A 16609-nucleotide genomic window follows, 5' to 3' on the forward strand; every position below is an offset into this window, starting at 1 on the left:
TAATCCTCCACCAGGGTCACCCACGGTGCCGCGCAGTGCAACCGAACGCGATCGAAAGCGATCCGCATGGATACCCAAAGTGACTATTTGTGCAGGTGGGAGAGGTACATTGCGAAAGGAGAAGGCGAAGCGGAACCATGAAGGAGCACGGCGCATGAGCACCACCGGCACCACCGACATCACAGGCAACCCCGGCACCGGGACCGGCACCGGGGCGGCCGCCACGACCGTCGACGTCGACCGCAGTGACGCGGACTACCGCGCCTGGCTCAAAGAGGCCGTGCGCAAGGTTCAGGCCGACGCGAACCGCTCGGCGGACACGCACCTGCTGAAGTTCCCGCTGCCCGAGGCATGGGGCATCGACCTCTACCTCAAGGACGAGTCCACGCACCCGACGGGCTCCCTCAAACACCGCCTCGCGCGCTCGCTGTTCCTCTACGCCCTGTGCAACGGCTGGGTACGGCCGGGCCGCCCCGTCATCGAGGCCTCGTCCGGCTCGACCGCCGTTTCCGAGGCGTACTTCGCCAAACTGATCGGCGTCCCGTTCATCGCCGTCATGCCGCGCACGACCAGCCCGGAGAAGTGCCGCCTGATCGAATTCCACGGCGGCGCATGCCACTTCGTGGACGACCCGATGAAGATGTACGAGGAATCGGTGGAGCTCGCCGCCCGCACCGGCGGGCACTACATGGACCAGTTCACCTACGCGGAGCGGGCCACCGACTGGCGCGGGAACAACAACATCGCCGAGTCCATGTACCAGCAGCTCAGGCTGGAGCGCTTCCCCGAGCCCGCCTGGATCGTCGCGACCGCCGGCACCGGCGGCACCTCGGCCACCATCGCGCGCTACGTGCACTACATGCAGCACGACACCCGCATCTGTGTCCCGGACCCGGAGAACTCCTGCTTCTTCGAGGGCTGGACCCGCAACGACCCGGACGCCAGGAGCGATTGCGGCTCGCGCATCGAGGGCATCGGCCGCCCGAGAATGGAGCCGAGCTTCGTACCCGGCGCCATCGACCGGATGATGAAGGTCCCGGACGCGGCGAGCGTCGCCGCCTGCCGCGCGCTGGAGACGGCCATAGGGCGCAAGGCGGGCGGCTCGACCGGCACCGGCCTCTGGAGCGCCCTGAAGATCGTTTCGGAGATGGTGGCGGAGGGCCGTACCGGAAGCGTCGTCACGCTCCTGTGCGACCCGGGCGACCGCTACCTCGACAAGTACTACTCCGACGCATGGGTGGCGGCGCAGGGGCTCGACCTCGCCCCCTACGCCGAGACCCTCGACACACTGCTGACGACCGGCGTCTGGCGCGAACCGGCCGCCTGAGACCCCCACGGGGCGTCCTGGGCGCTGCCCCACTCCCACATGCTGTGCACCACCGGTTCCAGGGCGCGGCCCCGGCCGGTGAGGACGTAGCGGACCCGGGGAGGCCAGCCGGGGATGCGGTGGCGCTCGATGACGCCCACCCGGGTCAACTGGGCCAGCCGGTCCGAGAGGACCTTGTCCGACAGCGCGGGCAGGGCGGCGGACAGCTCGGAGTACGTGGCCCGGCCGCGGCGCAGGAACTCCCGCAGGACCAGGGGCGTCCACCGGCCGGCCAGCGCGGCGAGGGTGACGTCGACCGGGCAGTGTGGCGCACCGGCCGGCGGGACGAGGGTGCCGTCCGGGCAGTCCGCCAGCGCGCCCTGCGCCGGGAAGCCGTCCGCCGCCGGGCCGTCCGCTGCCGGGCTGTCCGCTGCCGGGCTGTCCGCAGACGGGCAGCGCCGGCCGTCCAGGGCGTCCTCCGGCGCGTGTCCAACCGTTTGGTGAGTCACGAAAGCCCCTCATAGCGTCCATGGCGAACAGCCCGCCCGCATACCTTCAGGGGGCCCTTGTGCGCATCCATCATCTCAACTGCGGTTCACTCCGGACGATTCCACCGCTCGGGACACCGCTCGGGACACCGCACCCGGCCGGCGCCGCGCACCGAGCGCTGCCCGCCGTCTGCCACTGCCTGGTCATCGAGACGGACACCGACGGACCGGTCCTGGTCGACACCGGGCTCGGCACCGCCGACCTGCGGCAGCCCGACCGGGCGCTGGGCGCGGACTGGGTGGCCTACGCCGAGCCCGTGCTGGATCCGCGGGAAACCGCACTGCACCAGCTCGCCCGCCTCGGGTACGAGCCGCGGGACGTGCGGCACATCGTCGTCACCCACCTGCACCGGGACCACACGGGAGGGCTGGCGGACTTCCCCCACGCGCGGGTGCACGTGCACCCCGACGAGTACCGGGCCGTCACCGACCCGGCGGCCGTGCACCACCGGCACAGCCTCGACCGCTTCATGTCCGAGCACCGGGCGCACGGCCCGCTGCTGACCCCGGCGACCGCGGACGGACGCACGACATGGTTCGGCTTCCCGGGTGTGGCGCGACCGCAGGGTATGGGGTGCGCGTTGTTGCTGGTGCCGCTGCCCGGTCACTCGGCCGGACACGCGGGCGTGGCGGTCCGCGACGACGACGGCCGGTGGCTGCTGCACGCGGGCGACGCGTACACCCATCACGCGGAACTCGAACAGACCCCGCCGCTCGCCCACCCCGTCTTCGAACCGGTCCAGCAGGGCGCGCAGACGGACGCCGCGGCGCGCATCGCGACCCGCGACCGGCTGCGCGACCTCGTCCGCGACCACGGCGACGAGGTCACCGTCTTCAGCGCCCACGACCCGTGGGAGTACGCCCGTCTCGCCGCCGTCACCGGCCGCTCCAACGACGGGCGCTGAGGCGGGCGTCCAGGGTGCGCACCGCCGTCCGGAACGAGTGGCCCAGGCCCGGGCGGGCGGCGGTCAGGGCCAGCCGGAACACGGTCGGACCGTCCGCGGCGAAGGTCCAGCGGACGTGCGTGCCCGAGCCGGCCGGAGCAAGCCGCCACTCCTCCAGCAGGGCACGGACGCCGGGGGCGTTGGTCGTGTCGACCCGGTACGCGTAACGCCGTTCGGGCTCCGCAGCCATGATCGTCTCCTGCATGCGCACCCCTCCCAGCAGCCTGATCTCGCGGCCCGCTCCGCCGCGCGCGGGGCGGGCCAGCGTCACCGCCCTGAACCAGTGCGGCCAGTCGGCCACTTCGCGGGCGAGCGCCCGGTACACGGCTTCGGGCGGCGCCGCGGCCTCGGCGGCGAACACCAGCCGGACGGGCGCGTCGTCGATGAAGTCCAGCTCCACCGGGCGGAGTCGGCGATCCATGGGCGATACCTCCGGGAGCGGTGATCGGGACGGACGTGCGCGTCACCATAGCCGTGCGTCCACGAGATGTCCGCTGCGATCCGCCCACGATGTCTCCGCTCGCTGTCTTGCCCGATTTCCCCGTGACTGCCCCGCGTTCTCCCCGCATTCCCCTCGCACGGCGGTTCCCCCGTACGGGGCCTGGGCAGGACCCCCGCCGCGCGGGATCCTGGAGCGGCCGCAGCCCCCCCGCGAGCGGAGGCCTCCGTGCCCGACCGCCCCCAGCCCGACCCGCCTCCCGCCCTCGAACTCCTCGTCCATGGTGTCGCCGGAGCATCCCCGGCCGAACTGCTCGGCGACCCGCGCACCGTCCGCGTCACGGGCGACTCCACCGCGGCCGTGTTCCGCCGCGCCGAGGACGCCGATGCCGAAGCCCACCCCGAGCGGTACGCGGGACTGCCCGTCCCCGAGGCCTACTGCTGGTCCCGGCTCACCTCCGGCAACGGAGCCCGCGCCCTGTGGCTGCTGCTCCTGCCCTTCATGGTCGTCAACCTCGCCCACTGGGCCCGGCCGGCCGGGCCCGCCGACGCCCCCGCGCCGCGCGCGGTGCGCACCTACGGAGTCCTCGTACGGATCCTTGCGCTCAGCCTGACCGTCCTGCTGATCGCGGCCGCCTGCGAGGTCGCGCTCGACCTCGCCGCCTGGCAGTGCGCGGGCTCCGCGACCTGCACCGCGCCCGACTCCCGGCTCGGCTTCCTCGCCCCCGACGGCGGCGGCTGGTGGTCGCAGCCCGGGCGCCGCCTCGCCCTCGGCGCGCTGGTCCCCACCGCGCTGACCGGACTGCTCTGGTTCCTGTCGAACCGCACCTGGAGCGCCTACGAATCCCAGCCGCCGCCCGCCGGGGCCGCCGACCCGGACACCGCCTCCGACACCGCGCCCGCGCTCGGCCGCCCCGGATTCTGGTACGGGCGCCGTATCGTCGCCCGGCTGCGAGCCGCGCACACCGCGGCCGGGCTGCTCACCGTCGCGGTGGCCGTCTCCGCACCCACCGCCGCCCAGGACCGCCGGACCGCGGTGACCTCCCCCGCCCTCGAACTCCTCGGCTGGATCACCCAGACCCTCCTCGCGGCCGGGGCCGTCACCGTCGCCTGGGTCGTCTGCCGGCGCGGACGCACCGAAGCCCGCCCCGACCACCGCCTCGACCGGGCCGCCGTCAGCCTGCTCCCCGGCGCCGCCCTCGCCCTGCTCACCGCCGTCCTCCTGCACGCCTGCTGGTCACGCCCGGGCTGGACCTCCACCGGGCGACTCCCGGGCGACTTCGCCTTCGGGGTCATCATGCTCGGCCAGGGCCTGTGCGTGCTCGCCCTCGCCTCCGTCGCCCGCCACCTGCACCGCAGGGCCCACGATCCGGCGGCCGCCCTGCGCGGATTGGGCGGCCCCGCCGTCGCCATGCTCGGCTGCGCCCTCGGCGGTGTGATGTCCGGCGGGGTCGCCCAGCGGGTCGCCGACTGGATGGACGGCGGGGCCACCCCCGGGATGCCGGGCGCACCGCTGGCCGGGCCCCCCGTCCTGCTTTCCTGGCAGGCCGCCGTCCTGCCGCCGCTGCTCCTCGTACTGGCGCTGCTCGCCGCCTGGTTCGCCGTGCGCGCGACCCGCGCCCGGCGCCGCCTCGCCACCGCCATCGCCGCCGAATACCCGGGAGAGAGTCCGGACGAGGCGCGCAGCCGGCGCATCGCCGGGGCGCGGACGACCGCCGCACTCACCGACTCCGCGCCCTGGTTCGTCGGCGCCGTCTCCGGGATCACCCTGGTGCTCGGCGCGGGAGCCCTGGCCGGAGCCTGGCTCACCGGACGGGTCCCGGGTGAAGCCGCCCGCGGGGGCCCGCCGCTACTGGACGCCGCCGCCCGCGCCGCCCAGGACGCCGGGTCCTGGCTCATCGGCCTCGGTATCGCGCTCTTCGCGGCCTGGGGGCGACGCGCCTACCGGGACCCGGCCGCCCGGCGGACCATAGGGATCCTGTGGGACGTCGGTACTTTCTGGCCGCGCGCGGCCCACCCCTTCGCACCTCCGTGCTACGCCGAACGGGCCGTCCCGGACCTGACCTGGCGGATGGCCGGCTGGACCGGCCGCACCGGCGGGCGGCTGGTGATCTCCGGCCACTCGCAGGGCAGCGTGCTCGCCGCAGCGGCCGTCTGGCAGCTGCCGCCCTCCGTCCGCCGACGCGTCGCGCTGCTCACCTACGGCTCCCCGCTCGCCCGCCTCTACGGCCGCTGGTTCCCCGCCTACTTCGGCTCCGGACAGCTCACCGCGCTGCACCGCGACATCGACTGCTGGCGCAACCTCTGGCGGGCCACCGACCCCATCGGCGGGCCCGCGCTCCCCGGCCCGGACTCGCCGGAGGTGGACCGCGGCCCGCTCGCCGACCCGCTCGCCTACGGGCGCAGCGCCCGCCACCCGCTGCCCGCACCGATCCTCGGGCACGCCGACTACCAGGCGGACCCGGCCTTCGCCGCCGAACGCGCCGCTCTGCTCACCCGGCTGGAGGGGCCGGTCCGGGCCGCGGAGCCCCGCCCGGCGCCGGCCGGGGGAGTACCGGACCAGCGCCCCGGGGTCAGCAAGGGGCGGGCAGCGTCGGCAGATCCGCCGGGAACAGCAGGGTGAGCTCGTCCGTGTCCGGCTCTGACAGCTGGGCCACCCGCCCCGCGTGCCGCTCCACCATCGACTCGAAGGTCTGGCGCGCGGTGCGGCCGTTTCCGAAGGCCGGACCCTTGGGCAGCGCCGTGAAGTACGCCAGCAGCGCCTCGGCCGTGCCCTCCCCGAGACGGTACTCGTGCTCCTCCGCCTGCTGTTCCACGATCCGTAGCAGTTCCCCCGGGCCGTAGTCGCCGAAGGCGATGGTCCGCGAGAACCGTGAGGCCACGCCCGGGTTCACGGTCAGGAAGCGTTCCATCTCCGCCGTGTACCCGGCGACGATCACCACCACCGCGTCCCGGTGATCCTCCATCAGCTTCACGAGTGTGTCGATCGCCTCGCGCCCGAAGTCCCGCCCCGAGTCCTCCGGGGCCAGCGCGTACGCCTCGTCGATGAACAGCACCCCGCCGCGCGCCCGCTCGAAGGCCTCCTGCGTGCGGATCGCCGTGGATCCGATGTGCTCGCCCACCAGGTCCACGCGGGACACTTCGACCAGGTGCCCGAGTTCCAGCACCCCGAGGGAGGCGAGGATCTCGCCGTACAGCCGGGCGACCGTGGTCTTCCCGGTGCCGGGGGAGCCGGTGAAGACCAGATGGCGCCGCACCGAGGCGGCCTTGAGGCCCGCCTGCTGCCGCCGGCGGCCCACCTCGATCATGTCGGTGAGCGCCCGCACCTCGCGTTTGACGCTGTCCAGGCCCACGAGCCCGTCGAGCTGCCCCAACACTGCGTCGGACGGCCGCGCTGCGGCCTCCGGAGCCCCGGCCCGCTCCGGGTCCGCGGGCCGAGGAACGGACGCCCGGGCCGCCGGTGCCGGCTGCGCCAGTGGGCTGCGCGCCGCGGCCTGCGGGCGGGCTCCGGTCTGCACCCCGGCGAGGCCGCCCGCGGCGGGCTGGGCCGTTTGCCGAGGGCCCGATCCGTCGCCGGTGCACTCATCGGCGACGGGCCCGTCCTCCGCGAACTCGTAGCCGCCGCGGGCACAGCGCTCCGTGTGGCAGCGTTTCAGCGTGGTGCGGCAGCCGTCGAGGACGTGGAAGCCGAAACCGGAACTGTCCGTCACCCGGCAGGCCGTGAAGGTGCCGCGGCCGCCCGCCGACACGTAGAAGCCGGCTTCGGCCGGTGAGGTGACCGTGCAGCGCTCCAGGGCCGGGTCGGCGCCCTTGGTGACGATCACACCGGTCTGCACGGCGTCGACGGTGCAGCCGGCGAGGGTGCCGCCGCTGCCGTGGTCGCGGAACCAGGCCCCGGTGCCCGCCTCGCGGATGCGGCAGTCGTCGAGCCGCGCCGTGGCCCCGTCGCTCACCGAGACCGCGGTGTTGCGGACCTGGGACAGATCGCTGTCGGTGACCTCGACGGCCGACCCTCGGTCCAGTACGAAGAGCGCGTCGGGCACGTCGTGCACCCGGCAGGAGTCCAGCGAGGCGGAGGCCCCGTCGCTGACCCACACCGCCGGATAGTCGCCCGTGCTGTCGTGGATCTCGCAGGACTCGGCGTCCACCCGGGTGCCCGGGTCCCACACGGACAGGCCGTTGCGCCCGAACCGGCGCACCGAGGTGCGGCTGAGGGTGAGCACCGAACGCGACCGGAGGTCGACCGCGTTCTCCGGGATGTCGTGGATATCGCACCCGGCCAGGGCGAGCACGGCATCGGTGTCGAGCGTGACCCCGTCGGCCGAGGTGCGGTGCACCGCACAGTCGGTGAGGCGGGCGGCGGCCCGTGCGGCGATCTGCACCCCGGCCCCCCGTACTTCGTACACCTCGCAGCCCAGCGCCTCCAGGCCCGAGCCCTCGCCGGTGACGGCGATGCCCGCGCCCGTGGAGTGGTGGATGCGGCAGCGCTCCAGCCGGGGCCGGCCGCCGCCGCGGACGGAGAACCCGGTCTGTCCCGAGGCCAGGACCTCGCACTCCTCGAACACCCCGCCACCGCCGTCCAGTACGGCGATGCCTACGCCGGCCGGGTTCTCCACGGTGCAGCGGCGCACCAGCGGCCGGGCGCCGGGGCCGCGCACCTCGATACCGGCCGCCGAGTGCGTGCTCACGCGCAGGTCGCTCAGCTCGGGGGAGCCGTCCTCGATCAGCAGCGCCGGGGCCGCCCGGTCCTGGCCCTCCAGATACAGGTCCTGCACCACGGCCGAGGCGCGCAGGGTCAGCGCGACGCCGTCGAGCGGCGCGATCCGCACCGATCCCGACCCGTCCTCGGGCCCGCGCAGGGTGACCGCGTGCTGCAGCACCAGGTTCTCCCGGTAGGTGCCCGGGGCGATGGACAGCACGTCCCCGTCGCCCGCGACGGCGAGCGCGGCGGCCAGCGTCGGATATTCACCGGAGCGGCGCCGCCACCGCGAAGAGCCGCCGTGCGTCACCTGGACCGTGCCCTGAACCATGGTGCTGTCGTGCCCCCACCCTCGTGCTCGCGCTGCCGATGCGGCCGGAGCCGCTGATGTCCGAGGCCACTTGACCGGTCCGGCCGCTCCACCGTAGCGCGCGCGGAGCGGAAGGGCCGCCAGGTCAGCCACCGGCGTCCGCCCTGCCCCAGTCCGGCCCGACGGCCGCCCATGCCCGGTCCAGATGTGTGTACCGACGGTGCATGAGCCGTCGTACGACCAGGCGGCGGACCGTCACGGCCATGACGGCCACCCCGGCCGCGGCGGCCAGACCCGCCGTCCCCGCGTGGAAGGAGGCGGCCGATGGGTCGAGCGGCTGTCCCACCAGGCGACCCCGTGCGTCGGTCCATATGCGGAACCGGTCCCCGGGGCGCGGCGGTTCCTCCGCGGCCGGCACCGTGCCCTGGTGGCTGCTGCCGTCGGGCGCGGTCCACGCGGCCACGATCTGCGTGCGCCGGGGGGCGGTCCGCTGTGCCGAGGAGTCGGCGGACACCTCCCCGGCCTGCTCCGGGGCGGGCCGGACGACCACAGCCGGGACGAGATGACGCTCCTGCCGCTGCTCGTGCGCGGCCCGCTGCAGCGTGGCGTCCACGCGCAGGCCCGCCACCCAGCCGATGGCCGGAGCCACCACCACGACGCACACGAGCGCTGCGAACGCCACCCATGCCTCGAAGAGATCGGTCGGCCGGCGCAGCGGATTGCGCCGCCAGCGCCACACTCCCATCGCTGTCTTCACGGTCAGGCTCCCCCTGCCGACGGGTGTCCTGCCGGCCGCGGCGGGCGCGCGGCGCACGGCGCCCCGCCCCGCCGCGCCGTCCTCGTCCGGCGACGCTCCAGGCCGCCTGCCCCGTCCGCCCCGCGATGCTTCTCCTCGGCCCCGCGGGGCTGGTCAGACCCCATGGCGCCGTGCGCCGCTCCCTGATACGCCCTGATCGACAAGACACCCCCCTAGCGCCAGTCTCCGTCTGTGCGCGCCCACGCCCTCCGCCTGCCCCGGGGGACGCGTTCCGGGACGCACGAGACATGTGCCACCCGATCCGGACCGGTCTTCCGGTGTCACTGCCCGAGCGGGTGCCCACCTGTTCTGACTGCTCCAACGGCCTGGTCGCGCCGGTTGGTTCCAGCTCGGCGAAGGAGCCCCCCGAAGGTGTCATTCCGGTGGTTCGGGCGTCACCCGCGGGCGGCCCGTCAGGCCAGGACGCGGACCTCGTCGCCCACATGGAGGGTGCCCGGCCGCAGCGGCACCAGCAGCCGCCCGAAAGCCAGCGACCTGCCGATCCGCCGGTGCCTGCCCAGGGTCTTCAACGGCTCTCTGCCCCGCTCGGCCGTCCGCTGGTCGGTGGTGGTGACGACACACCGGCCGCATTCGCGCGCCCCCCGGAACAGCGCGTCCCCGATGGCGATGCGCTGCCAGTCGTCCTCCGCCCAGGCCTGGGCCCCCGAGACCACCACGTTGGGACGGAAGCGGTCCATGGGCAGCGGGCCCTCATCGGGATGGTCCCCCCGCGCGATGAGCGCGTTGAGGGCGTCCAGCGAGGCGAGTGTGGTGAGCAGCAGCGGATAGCCGTCGGCCAGGCTCACCGTCTCACCCGGGAGTGCGTAGTCCGGATCCACCGGACGCCGTACGGCCGGGTCGTCCAGGTGCACCAGCCGGACCGGTACCCCGAGATACATGCTGAACCAGTCGGCCGCGGCCCCCGCCGCGACCACGGTCTCGACCTTCTTCCCGAACAGCGACACCGGCTCCAGTGGACCCGGCTCGGGCACCTCCACGACCAGCTCCGTCATGGCCGGAGCGGCCACCGCGATCCGGCCGCCGCCCAGCGGTCGTGCGGAAGCCAGGGCCAGCCGGGGATGGCGGCGTTGGGTGACGACCGTCCCCTCGGGGTCGATCAGGGCCCACCGCCGGTCCCCGGACAGACCCCAGGGCTCCACGGCCGCCTCGTCGGGTGAGGTGCCGGCTACCGACTTGACGGGGTGGACGTGGAGCGCCTGGACGTGCAACTTCGACATGAGGGCATACTGTCAGCCCGCTCCGCCGTCCCGGCGCCCGAGAGGGGCCCGGTCAGTAGCCGCGGCCCTGGTAGGGGCGGCCGTAGGGGTCCTCGTACGAGGATCCCGCGGCCGGAGCCGACACCTGCATGGGCCGCGGCGCGGCCGGGCGCATCGCCTCGTAGCCGGTGGCCATGGCCGCCGGGCGGGGCTGCTGGGGCTGGGGCTGCGACACGAACCCAGCCCGGGCCGCGACCGGCTGCTGCTGCGGAATGTAGGGAGCGGGTGCGTTCTGCAGCGGCATCGGCTGCGGAGCGGCCTGCTGTTGGTAGGGGTACCCGTATGACGGAGCCTGCTGCTGAGGGGTGGCAGCCGGCAGTGCGGGCAGGGCCGACGGCAGGGCCGGCAGGTATCCGCCGCTCGAATAACCCGCGCTCGGGGACTCGTAGGCGGCCGGGACGCGGATCGGGGCGATCTGCGGAGTGCCCCGTTCTGCGACGAGAGAGTCGTAGATGGGGGTGTCCGGGAAGGAGGGCGCGGAGTAGTAACCGCCGCCATAAGTGGAGCGGGGGGAGGTCATGAGACATAAGTTAAGCCCACGAATTCGCGGGGTCTATAGCGAGGTGCCGTCAACACCGCGCTGACCTGCATATTCGCAGGTCAGAGCCACAGCTTTCACTTGACGTTCACGTGCGCGATTTGGTCACTTCCATCCCACCTTGGTCTAACTCGTACCCAACGGTTGCGCGTTGCACCGACTTCTTGCTGACGCAGCGTCACAATGCGGTGACCTCGGATGACGCCCGGTCAGGGTGGTGGTTCGCCGGGTCAGGCGTCGCTCGGGCGGGCGTAGGTGCGGCCCTTCCACGACGCGCCCCGCCCGCGGTAGTGCTGGACGGCCGAGTCGACGGTCATCAGGAGGTACAGCAGCGCCGTGAACGGAAGCAGCGGCGCGAGCGCCGCGGACTGGCGGTAGTGGCGCAGCATCGGCACGTACGTGCCGGCCATCAGGAGCCAGGCGAGACCGCCGGCCCACGCGGTGGCGGGGCGTCCGGTCGCGAGGCCCGCCAGGAGGGCGGCCGGGGGCACCAGGTAGACGAGCACCAGTCCGGCGACCGTCCCCGCCAGCAGCAGGGGCTGATGGCGCAGTTGCGCGTACGCGCTGCGCGAGACCATCCGCCACAGGTCCGCGAGCGCGGGGTAGGGGCGGATGCTGTCCACCCGCTCCGCGAGCCCCAGCCAGATACGGCCGCCTGAATCCTGGACCGCGCGGGCCAGCGAGACGTCGTCGATGACGGCCTGGCGGATCCGGTCGGGGACCCCCGCCCGCACGGCGGCCCGGGTCCGCAGCAGTACGCAGCCGCCCGCGGCCGCGGCGGTGCGCGCGCCGGGCCGGTTGATCCGGCGGAACGGGTAGAGCTGTGCGAAGAAGTACACGAAGGCCGGTACGACCAGGCGCTCCCACATGCCGCAGACGCGCAGCCGGGCCATCTGCGAGACGAGGTCGAGGTCGGCGGAGACCGCGGCGGAGACCAACGCGCGCAGACTGTCCGGTTCGTGTGCGATGTCGGCATCGGTGAGCAGGAGGAACTCGGGCTCGCCGGCCTGCGCGGCCCGGGCGAGCGAGATGCCGTGGCGCAGCGCCCACAGCTTGCCGGTCCAGCCCGGGGCGGGATCGCCGGGGGAGGCGACGGTGAGCGGGAGGCCGGGCCGTTCGGTGGCCAGACGGACGGCGAGGGCGCCGGTGCCGTCGGTGCTGCCGTCGTCGACCAGGACGATCTCGGCCGCACCGGGATAGTCCTGCGCGAGGAGCGAGGGCAGGCTCAGCGGCAGCACCCCGGCCTCGTCCCGGGCGGGTACGACGATGGCGACGGACGGCCAGTGCGCGGGGGCGCTGCGCGGGGGCAGCCGGACGTCGGTGCGCCAGAACATGCCTTGGGCGAGGGTGAGCCACAGCCATGCGGCGAGCGAGGCGAAGGACGCGGCGGTGAGGAGGCCCATGGCGGCAGTGTGCCGCGCAGCCGGGCCGCTGTCCCGCACCCGGCCTCCCGGTGCGGCGCCCCTCGCGCGGGGTCTGGCCGGGGCGGGGTGCGGTGGCGCCCCGGCTCCGGGGCATCTCCCGGTCGGCGGTCGCAGGTGGATGCGGCCGTGCGTGGGCGCACCGGCGAAGGCCGGGACCCGGTGGGTGCGGCCGTGTTCGGCACCGGGGTGCCCTCCGGGGCGCGAGGAGGGCGGGCGGACGCGCCGGAGCCCCGCGTGCGGGCCGGGCACAGGGCGGTTTGGCGGCCCGCGCCCGGGCGGAGACGGACGCGACGGTTCCCGGCCGTGCGGCGGCGTGGATATGGGCGGTGCCGGGGTCGGTCGGGGGCGGTGTCGACTAAGGTGGCCGGGTGAAGATCGCGCTCATGGACTCCGGAATCGGCCTCCTCGCCGCGGCCGCCGCGGTGCGGCGGCTGCGGCCGGACGCGGATCTGGTCCTCTCCTCCGACCCCGACGGGATGCCCTGGGGTCCGCGGACCCCCGACGACCTTGCCGGGCGCGCGCTGGCCGTGGCCCGGGCCGCCGCCGCGCACCGCCCCGACGCGCTGATCGTGGCCTGCAACACCGCCACCGTGCACGCCCTGGAGGCCGTCCGGGCGGAGCTGGAGCCTGCCATCCCGGTCATCGGGACCGTGCCGGCGATCAAGCCCGCCGCCGCGGCCGGCGGGCGGATCGCCATCTGGGCCACCCCCGCCACCACCGGCAGCCCTTACCAGCGCGGGCTGATCCGCGACTTCGCCACCGGCGCCCGCGTCACCGAGGTGCCCTGCCCCGGGCTCGCCGACGCCGTCGAGGCGGCCGACGACGCCGCAGTGACCGCGGCCGTCGCCGCGGCCGCCGCGCTGACCCCGGACGATGTCACCGACGTGGTGCTCGGCTGTACCCACTACGAACTGACCGAGGCCCCGATCCGGGCCGCCCTCGCCGCGCGGACCGGGGGAGCGGAGCTGGTCTATCACGGCTCCGCCGAGCCCGTCGCCGTCCAGGCGCTGCGCCGGCTCGGAGCCGTCGCCGAGCCCGGCCTGCCCCGCACGGGCGGCCTGACCGTCCTGCACAGCGGCCGCGAGGCGGCTCTGCCCGCCGCCGCGTTCGCGTATGCGGAGGGCCGCCTGCTGTCCGGTCAGGGCGCCCCCGTCGGCTGACCTTCCGCGGGGTGTCCGCCGGAGCGTGCCCGCTGGCCGGCCGGGCCCGCCCGGCCGTGGTGGAGGAGCCGGAAGTGGCGCCCTCCCGCCGTCGGGGGAACCCTCGTGGTGGTCACCAGCGACCGGCGGACGCGCGCGGGATGGTGCGGCCGCCGTCCGGAACGTCAGCGGGAGCCGGCCGTCGCGAGCCGCCGGGCCAACGCGCGCAGGTCCTCCGCGTCCAGAACCCGCTCGCCGAACCCGGGCAGCGGTACGTGGAGTGGGGCCGTCCAGTGTGCGGGCACCGCTTCCTGCCCGTAGCGTGCTCCGGCCAGCGCGCCCGTCACCGCGGCGACCGTGTCGGTGTCCCCGCCCAGGTCCACCGCCGCCCGCACGGCCTCCGCGAACCCGGTGGTGGTCCGCAGCGCCCACACCGCCGAGCCGAGGCAGGGCCACACCGCCCCGTTGAACTCGGTGGCCAGGCCGGGGTGCCAGTCGGGCGCGAGGACCCGGCCGTACCGTTCGCGGTGGTCCGGGTGCACCGCGCCGAGCGCGTCCGGGACGGTGGCGAGCGGATCGGCGCCGTCCAGGGCGACGCGGACGAGCTCGTGCAGGATGGCGGTCCCCTCCCAAGCGGCCCGGTCGCCGTGGGTCAGTGCGGCGATCCGCCGCCCGGCGTCCATGGTCGCCTCCCGTCCCCCCGCGGCGAAGTACACCGCCGAAGTGGCGGCCCGCATCAGGGATCCGTTCCCGGCGGCCCGGGCGTTGACCTGGAAGTGCAGGGCCGCCGCCAGGTCCCAGGGCTCGCCGTTGGTGAGCACGTCCTCGGTCTGGAGGCCGATGTCCTTGGGTTGGCCGGCCGCCCACCGCTGGAACCGGGCGAAGACATCGGAGAGTTCGAGGCCGTCGTGCTCCAGCAGCGACTCCGCGACCAGGACAGCCATCTGGGTGTCGTCCGTCGCCTCGCCCGGATCCCAGCCGCTTCCCCCGCACATCTCCCGGCCCCGCGCGCTCAACTGCCCCGCCGGCCCGAACTCGTACGGTGCGCCGAGTGCGTCACCCGCGGCCGACCCGAGCACGGCCCCCACGGCCCGGTCGAGCCGGGCGGACGCCATCACCGCGCCTCCTCGGCGCATACGGCGGCCAGCACGCGACGGGCGAAGCCGGTCAGGTCGTCCAGGCCGGCGGCGGCCAGGGTGGCCGGGGCTCCGGCCAGGAGGTGGGGGATGGCCCCGTGCAGGGCGAGGGTCAGGGCCCGGGCCCGCTCCGGCCCATCCGGGAGCCCGGCCGTGCGCAGCAGGTGCGCGTGTGCGGCGAAGTCCTCCGCCGCGATGGGGTCCAGCAGTGCGGCCAGCCACGGCCGCCGCGCCCCCTCGGTCCGGAGCTCCAGGTACGCCAGCGCACCGGGGCGGCCCGGCCCCGCCACGTCCCGCAAGCGCCGGGCCAGCAGTGCCGCGAGCTGCTCGGCGTCGGCCGGCCCCGGGCCGGTCCCCGCCGGCGGCGCGGCGGACGCCCGATGCCGCTCCGAACAGTGCTCGGCGACCGCCCGCAGCAGGGCCTCGCGGGTGGGGAAGTAGTTCTTGGCCGTGCCCGTCGGCACGGCGGCTGCCGCATCGACGGCCCGGTGGGTCAGCCCGCGACCGCCCGACTCCGCCAGCACGGCGACGGCCGCGTCCCGCAGCCGGTCCCTACGGTCCGGATTCACGGCGCCAGGATAGCCATGTCGCCTGCTACCGCACATGTGGTACCACGGGCGTGGTGGTCGTGGCCGTCGTGGCCGTCGTGCCCGTCGTCGCCGGTGAGGCCGGTGCGGGCCGGGACGGCGGCCCGTCCTGCAGGCGAGACCACGAACCGCCCCGTCACCCCGAACGGCCACGCGGCGGGGCGGCGCCCGACGCCCCGGACCCGGCGCCCGCTCTGCGGGACGTCCTTCCGCCATCCTCCCCGGCCGAGCCCCCGCCCGTGGTGCGCGCGTCGCGACGCGCTCCGCGGCGACCGGCGGCCGTAGGGTCGGATTCCGCACCGAGGGAGGACACCTGATGCGACGCGTGACCTATGCGATGGGCGTCTCGCTCGACGGCTACATCGTCGGGCCGGACGGTGACTTCGACTGGACCGAACCGGACGAGGAGGTCTTCCGCTTCTGGATCGACGAGACCCGCGAGGTCGGCGTCCACCTCCTGGGGCGGCGGCTGTACGAGACGATGCTCTACTGGGAGACCGCCGACCAGGACCCCTCGCTCGACGCCGCGTCACTCGAATGGATCTCGGTCTGGAATCCGCTCCCGAAGGTGGTGTTCTCCAGTACCCTCTCGGCGGTACAAGGCAACGCCCGCCTGGCCTCGGGCGGCCTGGCGGAAGAGATCGGGCGACTGCGGGCCGCGCCGGGGGGCGGTGACATCGCGATCGGCGGCGCCACGCTCGCCTCCGAGGCAGCCGCCCTGGACCTGATCGACGAGTACCGGATGGTGGTCCATCCCGTGCTCGTCGGCAGTGGTATCCCCTTCTTCCCCCGGCACGGGCGCCGGGTGGACCTCGAACTTCTGGAGACCCGCACCTTCAGCTCCAAGGTCGTCCACCTCCGCTATCGCGTGACACGCCGGCCCGTGCGTCCGCCCGGCCCCCCGGCGACGGGCGGTGGTGTCCGCGCGGAACCTGGGTAGGCTGCTCCGTATGACGGGTCACCCTCCTGGTCCGCTCTGGACGGGCCGGGCCTCCAACCCCATGCAGTGGCTGCTCGCGGCGGTCGGAGCCGCCTGCGTGGCACTCGGCGTCGAGCTGGCCGTCGACAACGCCTGGACCTCCGGCTTCGTCCCCCTGCTCATGGCGGTGACCGGCTGCCTGGCCGCCGGACTGCTCATGGTCTACGGCACGGTCGCCTTCGTGCACGTCGCCGTCACCATCGATGCCCGAAGCCTCTACGTGCGCTGCGGCCACATCGGGCTCCCCCGCCGCAGGATCGATCTCGCGGACGTGGCCTCGGCCGAGTTCCTCCCCCGGATCACCCCGCAGAACTGGGGCGGCTGGGGGTACCGCTGGCGCCCGGAGAAGGGCACCGCGGTGATCGTCCGGCGCGGCGAGGGCTTCGAACTGAGGCTCGTCGACGGCAAGCTCTTCACGGTCACCGTCGACGACGCCGAGAACGCCGTCCGCGTCATCCGCGCCCATCTGCGCAGTCTCGCCGGCTGAT

At 74.7% G+C, this 16609-nt stretch carries 15 protein-coding genes; 6 read left to right on the forward strand and 9 right to left on the reverse strand.

Translation table 11 applies throughout. The features are described 5' to 3' along the window. Positions 1–154: 154 nt before the first annotated feature. On the forward strand, positions 155–1327 hold the full coding sequence (locus tag AW27_RS30885; RefSeq protein WP_052030585.1) for a PLP-dependent cysteine synthase family protein: 1173 nt from the start codon (positions 155–157) through the stop codon (positions 1325–1327). Here AW27_RS30885 and AW27_RS30890 read toward each other — a convergent pair. Beyond that, on the reverse strand, positions 1267–1815 hold the full coding sequence (locus tag AW27_RS30890) for a winged helix-turn-helix transcriptional regulator (protein ID WP_063890589.1): 549 nt from the start codon (positions 1813–1815) through the stop codon (positions 1267–1269). The two genes, AW27_RS30885 and AW27_RS30890, sit on opposite strands and share 61 nt — an antisense overlap. 59 nt (positions 1816–1874) lie before the next feature. Here AW27_RS30890 and AW27_RS30895 point away from each other — a divergent pair, with 59 nt between their 5' ends. Beyond that, entirely contained in the window at positions 1875–2759 is an 885-nt protein-coding gene (locus AW27_RS30895; RefSeq protein WP_037921795.1) for an MBL fold metallo-hydrolase, read from the forward strand. On the opposite strand, the gene AW27_RS30900 is transcribed toward AW27_RS30895, so the two are convergent. Further along, the gene (locus AW27_RS30900) at positions 2731–3219 is read right to left on the reverse strand and encodes an SRPBCC family protein (RefSeq protein ID WP_037921798.1); all 489 of its coding nucleotides are present in this window, start codon (positions 3217–3219) and stop codon (positions 2731–2733) included. The genes AW27_RS30895 and AW27_RS30900 overlap by 29 nt on opposite strands. A 246-nt stretch (positions 3220–3465) precedes the next feature. On the opposite strand from AW27_RS30900, the gene AW27_RS30905 reads away from it, so the two are divergent. Further along, positions 3466–5859 carry a hypothetical protein gene (locus tag AW27_RS30905; protein WP_037921800.1) on the forward strand — a complete coding sequence of 798 codons (2394 nt, stop codon included), beginning with the start codon at positions 3466–3468 and terminating at the stop codon, positions 5857–5859. Here the strand turns inward: AW27_RS30905 and AW27_RS30910 are convergent. The 5 genes from AW27_RS30910 to AW27_RS30930 all read right to left on the reverse strand — a co-directional run bounded on the left by AW27_RS30910 (position 5810) and on the right by AW27_RS30930 (position 12259). Then, complete coding sequence (locus AW27_RS30910) at positions 5810–8266, reverse strand: right-handed parallel beta-helix repeat-containing protein (protein ID WP_037921803.1); 2457 nt, start codon at positions 8264–8266, stop codon at positions 5810–5812. The two genes, AW27_RS30905 and AW27_RS30910, sit on opposite strands and share 50 nt — an antisense overlap. A 124-nt stretch (positions 8267–8390) precedes the next feature. Next, positions 8391–9002: an Rv1733c family protein gene (locus AW27_RS30915; RefSeq protein WP_052030587.1), complete on the reverse strand. Its 612-nt coding sequence runs from the start codon at positions 9000–9002 to the stop codon at positions 8391–8393. Positions 9003–9454: 452 nt separating this feature from the next. Beyond that, positions 9455–10279, reverse strand: a complete 825-nt coding sequence (locus tag AW27_RS30920; RefSeq protein ID WP_037921808.1) for an MOSC domain-containing protein — start codon at positions 10277–10279, stop codon at positions 9455–9457. Positions 10280–10331: 52 nt separating this feature from the next. Then, the gene (locus AW27_RS30925) at positions 10332–10838 is read right to left on the reverse strand and encodes a DUF6643 family protein (RefSeq protein WP_037921811.1); all 507 of its coding nucleotides are present in this window, start codon (positions 10836–10838) and stop codon (positions 10332–10334) included. A 248-nt stretch (positions 10839–11086) separates the two neighbouring features. Further along, positions 11087–12259, reverse strand: a complete 1173-nt coding sequence (locus AW27_RS30930; protein WP_037921814.1) for a glycosyltransferase — start codon at positions 12257–12259, stop codon at positions 11087–11089. Positions 12260–12648: 389 nt separating this feature from the next. Between AW27_RS30930 and AW27_RS30935 the strand changes: the two genes are divergently transcribed. Continuing rightward, the gene (locus AW27_RS30935; RefSeq protein WP_037921816.1) at positions 12649–13440 is read left to right on the forward strand and encodes a glutamate racemase; all 792 of its coding nucleotides are present in this window, start codon (positions 12649–12651) and stop codon (positions 13438–13440) included. A 164-nt stretch (positions 13441–13604) separates the two neighbouring features. On the opposite strand, the gene AW27_RS30940 is transcribed toward AW27_RS30935, so the two are convergent. Together AW27_RS30940 and AW27_RS30945 are read right to left on the reverse strand one after the other, a co-directional pair. Further along, entirely contained in the window at positions 13605–14534 is a 930-nt protein-coding gene (locus tag AW27_RS30940; RefSeq protein ID WP_037921819.1) for an ADP-ribosylglycohydrolase family protein, read from the reverse strand. Beyond that, positions 14534–15124 (reverse strand): TetR/AcrR family transcriptional regulator, encoded by a 591-nt coding sequence (locus AW27_RS30945; RefSeq protein ID WP_037921821.1) that lies wholly within the window; start codon positions 15122–15124, stop codon positions 14534–14536. The genes AW27_RS30940 and AW27_RS30945 overlap by 1 nt, the downstream gene beginning before the upstream one ends. Positions 15125–15458: 334 nt before the next feature. Here AW27_RS30945 and AW27_RS30950 point away from each other — a divergent pair, with 334 nt between their 5' ends. Together AW27_RS30950 and AW27_RS30955 are read left to right on the forward strand one after the other, a co-directional pair. Then, positions 15459–16082: a dihydrofolate reductase family protein gene (locus tag AW27_RS30950; protein ID WP_052030589.1), complete on the forward strand. Its 624-nt coding sequence runs from the start codon at positions 15459–15461 to the stop codon at positions 16080–16082. Positions 16083–16092: 10 nt separating this feature from the next. Beyond that, on the forward strand, positions 16093–16608 hold the full coding sequence (locus AW27_RS30955; protein WP_037921823.1) for a hypothetical protein: 516 nt from the start codon (positions 16093–16095) through the stop codon (positions 16606–16608). The last annotated feature ends 1 nt before the right edge of the window (position 16609 follow it).

The sequence above is a fragment of the Streptomyces sp. PCS3-D2 genome (assembly GCF_000612545.2).
In the GTDB taxonomy this organism is placed as follows: domain Bacteria; phylum Actinomycetota; class Actinomycetes; order Streptomycetales; family Streptomycetaceae; genus Streptomyces.